Source organism: Rhodopila sp. (genome assembly GCF_965276935.1).
In the GTDB taxonomy this organism is placed as follows: domain Bacteria; phylum Pseudomonadota; class Alphaproteobacteria; order Acetobacterales; family Acetobacteraceae; genus Rhodopila.
In genome coordinates, this window is the sequence record NZ_CBDIBS010000003.1 from 505,601 (window position 1) to 517,380 (window position 11,780).

Genomic DNA, 11,780 nt, shown 5'->3' on the forward strand with positions numbered 1-11,780 from the left:
AGCTGGCTATGATTATGCTTTTAAACCACCGGCACCGTCACCCCGATCATGTCACCCTCGCGCACGATGCCCGCCAGCCTTGCCTCATCCCACCCATCGGTGCCCGAAGGCCGCACCGGCAGCACCATCCAGCGATAATCCGCCGTTGAATCCACCACCACCAGCCGAACTGCCTCCGGCACCACCGTCTTCCATTCAGCCGCCAGCAGCCCCCGCGGATCGCGCACCGCGCGCGCCCGGAACGAAGCCGACTTGTACCAGAACGGCGGGTACCCCAGTACCGCGCGCGGGTAGCAACTGCACAGCGTGCAGACCACCAGGTTATGCACCTGCGCGGTGTTCTCCAGCACGCCGAGCGGCGGGATTCCGCGCATTGGGATCCCAAGCGCCTCGGCCGCCTTCGTTCCGTCCGCCAGCATCAGCGCACGGTACGCCGGATCAACCCACGCCCTCGCGACCATCCGCGCCCCCTGCCCCGGACTGGCGTTGTCCGTGGCCTCCAGCCGCTCCCGCACCTCGGTGGAAGAAATGATCCCTTTCTGCTCCAGCAGGGCCCGCACCGAAGCGAGCAACCGCTCGCCATCCGCTTCCAGAATGTTCATGGCCGCTCCAGCCAGTGTTCAAAGATCTCGACCAGCAGTTCGTCGTCCGCCTTCGGTTCGTTCCAGATCGCGCCCTTGCGAAATCGCACGTGATACAGCGGCAGCCTGGCGGCGGGGCGGGCGAAGGCGAGATCCTCGGGATTGGGGAAGTCGCCAAGGTGACGCACCACCTCGCCCACCGCGCCGCGCACGTAGTGCGGCGTACGGATGTGCACCGGTCCCTGTGCCTCCGGCCACGCGTCCTTCACCCGTACCGTATCGCCTGACGCGAACATCAGCCGTCCTCCAGCATCAGGCGCAGTTCGGCTTCGCTGATCACGCCATGCCGCAGCAGCGTATCGGTGATCGAGCGGATCCAGCGCCGGTAGTAGCTGAGGCGGTGGTAGTCGGCTTCCGGAATCGCCTCGATGCCGCGCCGCAGCTCATCCACTGTCATCAGCTTCTTCGCCGCCAGCACCTGGCGCAGCGCGTCCACCTGCCGATCGAAGTCGGTCAGGCCGTGCGGCTCGGTGTCCACCGGCTCGCACATGAATTTCGAGGCTCCGCCCAGGTCGTGGTGGGCCCGCTTGGCTTCCTTGTCCATGCGCGGACGATAGCCCATCTTGCAAGGAATGCCAGAGGAGCCAGCATGCTGACGCCCGAAGACCCCGACCCGGTGCGGGTGCTGCGCGAACACGGCACGTCCGACCTGTTCCTGACCGCCGACCACGCCGGCCGCGTCATCCCCGCCGGCCTCGGCGACCTCGGTGTGTCCGAGGCCGAACGCCAGCGCCACATCGCGTGGGACATCGGCATCGCGGCGGTGACCGAGCACCTGTCGGACATGCTGGACGCCACGGCGGTGTTGCAGACCTATTCCCGGCTGGTGATCGACTGCAACCGCTATCCCGACTGGCCCAGCGCCATGCCGGAAATCAGCGAGCACACGCCCATCCCGGCCAATGTCGGCCTGTCGGAAGCGGCCAAAGCCGCCCGCGTCGCCGCCATCTTCACGCCTTACCATGACCGCATCGCGGCGTTGCTGGACGCGCGCGCCAACCGCCGCACCGTGCTGATCGCGATGCACAGCTTCACCCCGAGCTTCAAGGGTGAAAGCCGAGCGATGCATGTGGGGATGCTGTACAACAAGGAGCCAAGGCTGGCTGGCATCCTGATGGACCTGCTGCGGCGGGAAGGCGATCTTGTAGTCGGCGACAACGCGCCTTATGCGATCACCGGCAACAGCGACTACGGCATCCCGGTTCACGGCGAACGCCGCGGCCTGCCGCATGTGGAGATCGAAATCCGCCAGGATCTGATCATCTCGCCCGAGGGCCAGCACGACTGGGCCCGAAGGTTTGCCCGCCTGCTGACCACGGCCGACGCCGCCCTCAAGACCTGAGAGGACATCATGCCAACGACGACCGCCCTGCATCCGCTATTCGCCGCCCGTGTCGCCGGGATTGACATCGGCCAGCCGGTCTCCGCCGCTGACGCCGCGTGGCTGCGCGATGCGCTGGACCGCTGGTCGGTGCTGGTGTTCGCGGCACCTAGCATCACCGACGACTCCCAGGTCGCGTTCAGCGAGACGTTCGGCACGCTGGAGACCACGCGCGCCGGCGCGAACGGAGCCGGCGGCAAGCTGATCGTGCTGACCAACATCGGTTCGAATGGACAGATCGCGCCGCCGACCGACAAGCAGGTGCTGAACAACAAGGCCAACCAGATCTGGCACCATGACAGCTCGTTCAAGGCGACACCGGCGCGGGCGTCGCTGCTGTCCGCGCGCGAAATTCCCCAGGCCGGCGGCGATACCGAATTCGCCTCCACCCGCGCCGCCTGGCAAGCGATGGACCCAGCCCGGCGCCAGCGCGTGCAGGATCGCATGGCCGTGCACGACTTCGGCTGGTCACGTGCCCGCGTCGATCCCGCCCTGATGACGGCGGCCGAACGCGACGCCCACCCGCCGGTCCGTCGAGCCACCGTCGTGGCGGAAAATCCATATGGACCCGCGCTATACCTTGGCGCCCACGCCCGCTCGATCGACGGCATTCCCGAAGCCGAAGGCCGCGTCCTGATCGACGGGCTGAACGACTTCGCGGGCAGCGGCGACTTTGTTTATCGCCACCACTGGACTGCTGGCGACCTTGTGCTGTGGGACAACCGGGCCGTCATGCACCGCGCCACGCCGTTCGCCAGCGGCGCGGAACGCCGCCACATGGTCCGCACTACGGTGGAATGTCCGCCGACCGTGCGGTGATGGCTGGCGGAGGCCGGCGTTGCTGGCATCGGCAGTTCAGGTCGTGGATGGTTGGCCTGCGCCGGCCGTGACGCCAAAGGATTAGACCCGTGCCCCAGCCTTCCAACACACCGCCTGCCAAATCGCGGAAAACGCCGCTGATGACGCGTGCCCAGGTACGCGGCTTTATTGAGGCCCTGGCCGCGCAGAATCCGACGCCCGATACCGAACTGGCCTATATCGACCCGTTCACGCTTCTGGTCGCCGTGGTGCTGTCCGCGCAGGCGACGGATGTCTCGGTCAACCGCGCCACCGGAACGCTGTTCAAGGTCGCGCCCACCCCATCCGCGATGATCCAGCTCGGCCTTGACGGTGTTGCCTCCTACATTCGCATGATCGGTCTATGGCAGACCAAGGCGCGCAACGTCATCCAGCTTTGCCGGGATCTGGAGGAAAAGCACGGCGGCCAGGTGCCGCACGACCGAGCCGCGCTGGAAGCACTGCCAGGCGTCGGCCGCAAGACCGCCAACGTGGTGCTGAACGTCGCCTTCGGCGAGGCGACGATGGCGGTGGACACCCACATCTTCCGGCTTGGCAACCGCACCGGCATTGCGCCCGGCAAGACGCCGCGGGAGGTGGAGGACGGCTTGCTGAAGCGCATCCCCGCCGACCTGCTGCGGCATGCGCACCACTGGCTGATCCTGCACGGCCGCTACATCTGCAAGGCGCGCCGACCGGAGTGCTGGCGCTGCGCCGCCGCGGCCTGGTGCCGCTATCCCGACAAGACGTTGGCCCGACAAGACGCTGACGGTGAGCCGGCTCAGGACCCGCCACTTCAGAAAAGATCGCTTCAGGCGACCTGACGCAGGCAGGATCGCGATACGCGGCTGACGGAGCGAACGCCGACGATCTGGCGCAGGTTGCCTTCGACCAGGTGCACCACCTGTGCCGGCATCGCCTCCATGGCAATTTCAACATGGACGGTGTCGCCGGAGCGGTGCGACCACATCCGGTCGGGGATCAGGTCGCGCTTGGCGTAAGGCTGCAGCAAGCGGGACAACAGGCCGGGTGAGCTGTCGGCATCCAGCAGGAAGCGGACGAAGACGTCGGGCGCGGATAGGGTGTCGGGCATTGGTCGAAACTCCAGGCAGTTCATCGAAAAAGCGGGACGGGCCCCGGCTGCTAGGCAGCCGGGCGGCTAATTCGAAGGCACTGGAGGACGTTGCACATGACAGCTTAATAGCACTACCGCGCCGGCCAGTCGAGCGCCGGCAGGCGGAGCAGCGGCACATGGCGCATCGATAATGTGCGATATTGCAGCGTGAGCGGTACATCAACCGCCGGGGATTCGTCCGCCGCGCCAGATCCGGCCATCAGCGACAGCACCGCCCTGGCCGCTGTCGCCGCCGATCGGCTCATCACGCCGGCGCTCGCCATCTTGTCCAGGGCTTCCGCATAACCGACCAAGTGGGCGCCGCCGCTGCCCGTTGGCTGAAGCTGATCATCCAGCGCCAGGGTCGCCTTGGCAGTCAGGCCCAGCGGCCCCCAGCCAAGCGCGAGATGCGAAATTTCCAGCGAACCGCCGCCGTCCCGCCACGTCTCGGCCCAGCGGGTCATGTCATGAACCTGGGGTAGCGGTCCGTTCAAGGCGCCCTCGGTCGAGAGTGACGAGATGTTGGGACCCAACGGCCACCTGACGTTGGCGGGCAAGGCGACTGCCTCGGTGCTGACCGAAAATGCCAGCAGTGGCTGCGACCGTCCGGCGGCCGGCGCAACCTCGGCATCCGCATTGAGCAGCCCAACCGTCAGGTGCCAGCCTCCCGCGGCCGGCTCCACCCGAAGCCCCTGGGCATGCAGCGTCAACGGCAGCGTCTGCTCCGATAAAAGCCCGACCGAAAACGCGATCGTATCACCGGTGACGATCACATCCGGCGCATCGCCGATGCGAATGTGCTGCGGGCCGGTCAACGCGATTCGCAGCTTTGACGGATAATACAGCGGCAGCGACAGACCGACCTCGGCCGCGGTCCAGCTTATCGTGCCAGGCATGTCCTGGCCGGCGTGGCGCAGCGTCAGGGCCGGTACGGTCACGGCTGCCGCCCGCGGCCAACCGCCGGTGGAGACCGCGCCGGATTCCACGTCCCATCCTTCGGCGCGCCTGGCGGCGATCCAGGTCCGCAGCTCATCCCGCAGCCGAACCGAGGCGATCCGCCAGTAGACGAGGTCGGCACCGAGCAGCAGACTCGCGATCACAGCCATGAGTAGCCAATATCTGCGCCGCATCATGCCTCGATTCAGGGAGCGGGTTAGTATCAGGCATCGGGCCTGGGCCGCCAGACGGATGAGTCAGGCGAGAATCTGCGGATCGATACAACTTACGCGCGAATTTCGACAATATCATCCCCAGGCGCGACGAGCCTCTTGACATCTCGTACAGGTCTGATATTGATCAGTTGCATCAATGCGTTGAGGCGTTTGCCTTAGGTGCGATTTGAACCCTGCGCGGGTTGAGCACACAGACTTATCCACAATATTCCTGGCGTCAAACGGAATCGGTTGGTTTAGTGGAATGATCCAGCCGCCCCATCGATGATCGCAGCGACCGCATCAGTTCCACACGTCCGCTCGCGGCCGAAATCGGTGGGCCAACCATGATCCTGATCACTCCGGGCCGCTTGCGGAACGCGCGGCGTCCCCAGCATCGACCGGAGTCGGTGGCAACCGGGATCACCGGAAGTCCCGTGCGCGCCGCCAGCGCGGCGATGCCAGGCTGCAGTTCCCCAATGTTTCCCGGCGCTGCGCGCGTGCCTTCCGGAAAGATCACAATCTGGCGCTGTTCCCGCACCGCATTCTCGCCTTGCCGCAGCAGGGCGCGCACGGCCGAACCCCCGGCGGAGCGATCAACGGCAATCATGCCCGCGCTGATCATCAGCGGGCCGAACAGTGGAATGCGCAGGAGCTCTCGCTTGACGACGTAGCAGCAGCGCGGCAGCAGAGTCAGCCAGACCAAGGTGTCGAACGCCGACTGATGACGGGATGCGATCAGGGCCGCACCCGGCGGGATGTGCTGCAAGCCGGAGACCTCCAGCCGGATGCCGCAGATGATCCGTACGGCGACGACCATGATCCGCGCCCACACCATGGCAACGCTCAGCACGTGCCGAGGTGCGATCATTCGCGTCAGCGCGGCGAGAAGCGTAATGAAGAACGTCACGGTGAAAAACCACAGGTTGAACAGGGCGGAGCGCAACGTGATCATCCGTTGGCACTCAATTTCGCGACCATGTTCGAGATGGCGGCCCGATGTGGGAACCAGGGTGATACGCCGGCGAGCACCAGCAGGTACTTGATGTACTCCTCGGCCTGCAGCCGCAGGGTCGGCCCACGATCGATCCGCGCGTCATCGGCGCCCGAGGCCAGCGCGGGCTCGACCGGCAAGGGGTAGAGCCGAACCAGGGGGAGTGCCTGCCGCAACTCGGCCAGGGCGCGCGGCATGTGATAAGCGGCGGTGACCACGATGATCGTGCGGATGCGGTTCTGCGCCGCCCAGGCCGCTGCTTCCACCGCATTGCCCTGGGTTGATGCGGCATAGCGGCCCAGGGTGATCGACGGCGCCAGCGCCGAGACGTCGATCCTGGCCAGCCTGGCAAGCGTGGGCAGGTCGGCGCTGCCGCCGATGCCGGAAACCAGCAGCTTGTCGGCCTGGCCAGTCGCTAGAAGATGCAGCGCAAGCTCCACCCGCCCGGCCCCGCCGGTGAGTGCTACGACACCATCGACATGCGGCGGCGGCGGTGCGGCCGGCCGTGCGGTGAGCTGCAGGAACCAGATGAAGCCGGCGCCCCAGCACAGCGCGCCGACGACGGCGGCCGCAGTCAGCAGCGTCAGCGGCCGGTGTCCTGGGCGTGCGGCAAACAGCGTCATGCCGCGCGGATCAAGGCGATGCTGGTCACGGCAGCCGCCGCAGCCAACGCCTGACGGTGCCTTGCGCCGTGACAAATCCGATTGCCGCCGCCGCCCCGGGCAAACAGGGCAGCGCCAGCCACAGCGCCGCCGGCAGCGTCTGAAGCGCGTCACGCACCGGGTTGCCATCCGCGACCGGCCCGCCGCCGAACGGCGCGGCCAGACTGGCGAGGGCCAGCAGGATCGGCAACGCGGCAAGGCCGCCGGCCGCCGCCCCGACGGCGGCGAGCAAGGTCGCGCGCGCGGCGAAGCGGCCGGCGATATAGCCATCGGCCGCACCAAGGCCGTGCACGATCTCGATCGCTGTCCGCCGGGTCGACAGGCCGGCCCTTGTGGCAATCGCGATCACGGCGGCCGCCACCGCGGCGACCAGCAGCAGCGCCAGTGCGGCGCAGGCTTGCAGGCTGCGCGCCAGCACCGTCAGGCGGCCAATCCAGAGGCCATGGTCCTCGACCAGCGTGCCCGGTGCGGCCGCCTGCAGACGGCGGGACAGCGGCGTGAGGTCGAATGCCGCGTCGGTCAGCCGGACCGCGATCACCGCCGGGATCGGCATCGCCAGGTGGTCGGTCCCGCCGATCCCATCGGCACCGAGCCATGGCTTGAGCAGGTCGGTCAACTGCTGCTCCGACAGCGCATGGGCGGAGGCGATGCCAGGCGTTCCCAGCAGCACCGCCAGCACCGCGGCCAGGCGGTCGGTGTCGCCCCGGGCGGCCGATGCCTCGGCGTGTGGTACCTGAATGGTCAGTGCCGCGCCGGCGCCCTCACGCCAATGTCGCGACAGCGCGGCGGTGCCGAACCAGCCGGCCAGGGCCAGCGCCGCCAGGAATGCCATTGCCGCGACCAGCAGCGGCAGCATCCGGTCGGCCAGCGCTCGGCGCAGACCCAGCTCATCAAACCTGGACGGCCGCAGCGAGATCACCAGCGTTCGCCCATTGCCGTGGCTAAATCCGCGGAACTTCGGATACGCCAAAAGTGTCCGAACGTTTGCCGTACGGCCATGTCAGTTCTCCGGCTCGGTCCCGAGCAACCGGCCATGCGCGATGCGCAACGCCGGGGCGGGGTGGCGAGCGACCAGCGCCTCGTTATGGGTGGCAACGATCACCGTCGTGCCGATGCGGTTCATTTCCTTGAACAACTGCATCAGCCGCTCCGCCTGGCCGTCGTCCAGGTTGCCGGTTGGTTCGTCCGCCAGCAGCAGCGCCGGCCGGGCGATCACCGCGCGGGCGATGGCGACCCGCTGCTGCTCCCCGCCTGACAAGGCAGCGGGCGGGATGTCGAGGTAGCGCGACAGGCCCACCCAGCGCAACAGTTCGGTCACGTCGGCGCGAACCTGACCCTCTGGACGGCCGGCGAGGCGCAGCGGCAAGGCGACATTGTCGAAGGTGGAGAGATGCGGCAGCAGCCGGAAATCCTGAAAGACGACGCCGATTCGCCGGCGCAGCGCGGGCAGTGCCCTGCGCGGCGCGGTGGTCACATCGGTACCCAGCAGGCTGAGGCGTCCGCGGGTCGGACGTTCGGCCAGATAGAGCAGCCGCAGCATGCTGGTCTTGCCGGCGCCAGACGGCCCCAGCAGCCAACGGAACGCGCCCGCCTGAAGCTGAAAGTTTATGTCGTGCAGCACCTCCGGCCCAGTGGTCGAACCGCGCCCCGGGGAACCCGGGCGGGAGCCAGCGGTTCGGCCGTAGCACAACCCGACCATATCGAATCGCAGCATGCGTGGGTATTTACCTGAGCAAGCCCGCGCTTGTCATTCGAGCCGGCTCACCATCTGGGCAATACGACAAATTCTTTCGGTGCTGCACAGCCGGCTTGGCCCTGGTCTATGAAGGTGCAGCCGCCCGACAGGTCATCATGCGAATCGTCTGCCCGAGTTGCGCCGCCGAGTACGAGGTGGCGTCCACCAACCTGCCGCCACGTCGCAAAGTGCGCTGCACCCGTTGCGGCGGACAATGGACGCCGGTACGCGAGGCACAAATTGCCGCACCAGAGGAACCTCATCCAGAGGGACCTGCCGCGATGCCAATACCCGGGCTGCCTGGCGCGGTGAATATGACGGCGATGGATCGTCTTGCCGCGGCGCGTCCGGCGCCGGCTTCCGTGGCACTGCGTGCCGCCTGGGCGGCAACATTGGTGATCTTGATCGGGTCGGCTGCCGCGACAGTCATATGGCGGGGCAAGGTCGTGCAGGCATGGCCACCGAGCGCATGGATCCTGGGGGCTGGTCATCCGGGGCAGAGCGTCAAGCAACCGGACGGTCGGCGCACGCCGTATGCCAGCGGCAAGCCTTAGGAAGCCATGACACCGGCGCTACGGCGGGCCTGTCACCGTGTGCGATCGAACACAGGTCACATGCGCGGATTTGTGAAATAATTCGTTCATTGTGCTTCACGAGCCAATCCATCGATACAATACGCGGATGTCACGCACAAATGGTTGAAGCTCACGGCTCAACATGCTTTCGTTGGAACGACCCAATCGCGAAAAGGTGAACGGTTTGACCTTGGAGATGGACATGTCGGCGATCGTCGGCGATGAGGCCGTTTTTGCCGGTGATCAGGCTGGTCACGATGAGGCCGTGGTCGCCCTGCGAACCGCCATTCTCGATAAGTTGACCTATCATGTCGGCAAGCGGCGTGCGATTGCGACCGAGCGTGACTGGCTGATGGCCACCGCCATTGCGCTGCGGGACCAGATCATCGACCGCTGGCTGGCCGGCAACGAGGTTACCTATCAGAAGGGGTCGAAACGGGTCTATTACCTGTCGCTGGAATTCCTGATTGGCCGGCTGCTGTTCGACAACCTCAACAACATGGCCAAGCTGGAGACGATGCGGGCCGCGTTGGCGGGCCTGGATGTCGATCTGGACAAGCTGCGCGCGCTGGAACCCGATGCCGCGCTGGGCAACGGCGGCCTTGGGCGGCTGGCTGCGTGTTTCATGGAGAGCATGGCCACGCTCGATGTCCCGGCCTACGGCTATGGCATCCGCTACGCCCATGGCCTGTTCCGCCAGGTGATGAAGAACGGCTGGCAGCAGGAATATCCGGAAGACTGGCTGTCGCTTGGCAACCCCTGGGAATTCCATCGGCCGGAGGTCAACTACGACATCGGCTTTGGCGGCTCGATCGAGGCGGTGCCGATTTCGGAGGCGGCTTATCGCCATGTCTGGCATCCCGCCGAAACCATCGAGGCGGTGGCCTATGATACGCCAGCGGTCGGCTGGCGCGGCCGGCGGGTTAACACGCTGCGGCTATGGTCGGCACATCCGGCTGATCCGCTGCGGCTGGATGCGTTCAACCATGGTGACCATGCCGGCGCGCTGGCCGACCAGGTCCGGGCCGAGTCGATCTCGAAGGTGCTGTATCCGTCCGATGCCACGCCAGCGGGGCAGGAACTGCGGCTGCGGCAGGAATACTTCTTCGTCTCTGCGTCGCTGCAGGACCTTGTGCGCCGGCATATCCGGGCGTTCGGCCATATCGGCAACCTGTCCGACAAGACCGCGATCCAACTGAACGACACGCATCCCGCGATCGCCGTCGCCGAACTGATGCGCATCCTGCTGGATATCCACCAGATTTCCTGGGAAGACGCCTGGCGGATGACCCGCGCGACGTTCAGCTACACCAACCACACCCTGCTGCCGGAGGCGCTGGAGGTCTGGCCGGTGCCGCTGATGGAACGGCTGCTGCCGCGTCACATGCAGATCATCTACCTGATCAACGCGCTGCACCTGGGTCAGGTCCGGCGTGAGTTCCCCGGCGACGACCGGCTGCTGTCCAGCGTCTCGATGATCGACGAACAACAGGGCCGCCGCGTGCGCATGAGCCATCTGGCGTTCCTGGGGTCCCACCGGGTCAACGGCGTCTCCGCCTTGCACACCGGCCTGATGCGGGAAACGGTGTTCCACGACCTGCACAGCCTGTTCCCGGAGCGGATCGTCAATGTCACCAACGGCATCGCCTTCCGCCGCTGGCTGCACGAGGCAAATCCGCGGCTGACCCGCCTGCTGATCAACACCGTGGGGCCGGAGGTGCTGGACAACGAGGCCGCGCTGACCCGGCTGCGGCCACTGGCCACCGATGTCGGCTTCCAGAAGCGTTTCGCCGCCAGCCGCACCGTCAACAAGCTGGCGCTGTCCGAGCTGATCCGGCGGGAGCTGGAGATCCGGGTCGATCCAACGGCGCTGTTCGATGTCCACATCAAGCGAATCCACGAGTACAAGCGGCAGTTGCTGAACATCCTGGAAGCGATCGCGCTGTACAATGCCATCCGCGCGCGTCCGATGGACGACTGGACGCCGCGGGTCAAGATATTCGCCGGCAAGGCCGCGGCCAGCTACCAGCAGGCCAAGCTGATCATCAAGCTGATCCACGATGTGGCGAAGGTGATCAACAGCGACCCCACGGTGCGCGACGTGCTGAAGATCGTCTTCCTGCCGAACTATTCAGTCAGTCTGGCCGAGGTCATCATTCCGGCGGCTGACCTGTCCGAGCAGATCTCCACCGCCGGCATGGAGGCGTCCGGCACCGGCAACATGAAGTTCGCGTTGAACGGCGCGCTGACCATTGGCACGCTGGATGGCGCGAATGTCGAGATCAAGGAAAACGTTGGCGACGACAACATCTTCATCTTCGGTCTGACAGCGGAGCAAGTTACCGCTCGGCGCAAGCTGAGCCTCGCTTCCGAGGATCTTATCGCCGCGTCTCCGGTGCTGGCGGAGGTGCTGGCGAGCGTTGAATTCGGCGTGTTCTCCCCCGATCAGCCTGACCGCTACCACGGCCTTGTCAACTCGCTGCGGCATAACGACTATTTCATGGTCTGCGCTGATTTCGATGACTACTACGCGACGCAGCGGCGGCTCGCCGATCTGTGGCGGCAGCCGACCGACTGGTGGAAGGCGGCGATTCTGAACACCGCGAACGTCGGCTGGTTTTCCTCCGACCGGTCGATCCGGGAATATGCGGAGGAGGTCTGGAACGTTCCAACCTACACGCCGCAGTGAT

General features: G+C 66.2%; 14 protein-coding genes. 5 read left to right on the plus strand and 9 right to left on the minus strand.

Going from position 1 to position 11,780, the window contains the following annotated elements; genetic code table 11:
- Positions 1 to 20: 20 nt before the first annotated feature.
- The 3 genes from ACQY4S_RS10130 to ACQY4S_RS10140 are packed head-to-tail and all read right to left on the minus strand — an operon-like array spanning position 21 to position 1,185.
- The gene (locus ACQY4S_RS10130) at positions 21 to 602 is read right to left on the minus strand and encodes a nitrile hydratase subunit alpha (protein WP_428485078.1); all 582 of its coding nucleotides are present in this window, start codon (positions 600 to 602) and stop codon (positions 21 to 23) included.
- On the minus strand, positions 599 to 877 hold the full coding sequence (locus ACQY4S_RS10135; RefSeq protein ID WP_428485079.1) for an SH3-like domain-containing protein: 279 nt from the start codon (positions 875 to 877) through the stop codon (positions 599 to 601). Before ACQY4S_RS10135 ends, ACQY4S_RS10130 begins: the two co-directional genes overlap by 4 nt.
- Entirely contained in the window at positions 877 to 1,185 is a 309-nt protein-coding gene (locus tag ACQY4S_RS10140) for a nitrile hydratase (RefSeq protein WP_428485080.1), read from the minus strand. The genes ACQY4S_RS10135 and ACQY4S_RS10140 overlap by 1 nt, the downstream gene beginning before the upstream one ends.
- A gap of 45 nt (positions 1,186 to 1,230) precedes the next feature.
- On the opposite strand from ACQY4S_RS10140, the gene ACQY4S_RS10145 reads away from it, so the two are divergent.
- The 3 genes from ACQY4S_RS10145 to nth all read left to right on the plus strand — a co-directional run bounded on the left by ACQY4S_RS10145 (position 1,231) and on the right by nth (position 3,683).
- Entirely contained in the window at positions 1,231 to 1,983 is a 753-nt protein-coding gene (locus ACQY4S_RS10145; protein WP_428485081.1) for an N-formylglutamate amidohydrolase, read from the plus strand.
- 9 nt (positions 1,984 to 1,992) lie between these two features.
- Positions 1,993 to 2,841 carry a TauD/TfdA dioxygenase family protein gene (locus ACQY4S_RS10150; RefSeq protein ID WP_428485082.1) on the plus strand — a complete coding sequence of 283 codons (849 nt, stop codon included), beginning with the start codon at positions 1,993 to 1,995 and terminating at the stop codon, positions 2,839 to 2,841.
- Between the two features lie 140 nt (positions 2,842 to 2,981).
- Positions 2,982 to 3,683: an endonuclease III gene (gene nth, locus ACQY4S_RS10155; RefSeq protein ID WP_428485083.1), complete on the plus strand. Its 702-nt coding sequence runs from the start codon at positions 2,982 to 2,984 to the stop codon at positions 3,681 to 3,683.
- On the opposite strand, the gene ACQY4S_RS10160 is transcribed toward nth, so the two are convergent.
- From ACQY4S_RS10160 to ACQY4S_RS10185, 6 genes are all read right to left on the minus strand, one after another.
- On the minus strand, positions 3,671 to 3,952 hold the full coding sequence (locus tag ACQY4S_RS10160) for a hypothetical protein (RefSeq protein WP_428485084.1): 282 nt from the start codon (positions 3,950 to 3,952) through the stop codon (positions 3,671 to 3,673). The genes nth and ACQY4S_RS10160 overlap by 13 nt on opposite strands.
- Before the next feature lie 113 nt (positions 3,953 to 4,065).
- Entirely contained in the window at positions 4,066 to 5,079 is a 1,014-nt protein-coding gene (locus tag ACQY4S_RS10165) for a DUF2125 domain-containing protein (protein WP_428485085.1), read from the minus strand.
- A gap of 283 nt (positions 5,080 to 5,362) precedes the next feature.
- A complete protein-coding gene (locus tag ACQY4S_RS10170; protein ID WP_428485086.1) occupies positions 5,363 to 6,079 on the minus strand; it encodes a lysophospholipid acyltransferase family protein in 717 nt (238 codons plus the stop codon).
- A complete protein-coding gene (locus tag ACQY4S_RS10175) occupies positions 6,076 to 6,741 on the minus strand; it encodes a YdcF family protein (RefSeq protein ID WP_428485087.1) in 666 nt (221 codons plus the stop codon). The genes ACQY4S_RS10170 and ACQY4S_RS10175 overlap by 4 nt, the downstream gene beginning before the upstream one ends.
- 25 nt (positions 6,742 to 6,766) lie before the next feature.
- Positions 6,767 to 7,699 (minus strand): cell division protein FtsX, encoded by a 933-nt coding sequence (locus tag ACQY4S_RS10180; protein ID WP_428485088.1) that lies wholly within the window; start codon positions 7,697 to 7,699, stop codon positions 6,767 to 6,769.
- Positions 7,700 to 7,780: 81 nt separating this feature from the next.
- Positions 7,781 to 8,494, minus strand: a complete 714-nt coding sequence (locus ACQY4S_RS10185; RefSeq protein WP_428485089.1) for a cell division ATP-binding protein FtsE — start codon at positions 8,492 to 8,494, stop codon at positions 7,781 to 7,783.
- A 137-nt stretch (positions 8,495 to 8,631) separates the two neighbouring features.
- On the opposite strand from ACQY4S_RS10185, the gene ACQY4S_RS10190 reads away from it, so the two are divergent.
- Together ACQY4S_RS10190 and ACQY4S_RS10195 are read left to right on the plus strand one after the other, a co-directional pair.
- Positions 8,632 to 9,069: a zinc-ribbon domain-containing protein gene (locus ACQY4S_RS10190; RefSeq protein ID WP_428485090.1), complete on the plus strand. Its 438-nt coding sequence runs from the start codon at positions 8,632 to 8,634 to the stop codon at positions 9,067 to 9,069.
- Between the two features lie 223 nt (positions 9,070 to 9,292).
- A complete protein-coding gene (locus ACQY4S_RS10195) occupies positions 9,293 to 11,779 on the plus strand; it encodes a glycogen/starch/alpha-glucan phosphorylase (RefSeq protein ID WP_428485091.1) in 2,487 nt (828 codons plus the stop codon).
- The last annotated feature ends 1 nt before the right edge of the window (position 11,780 follow it).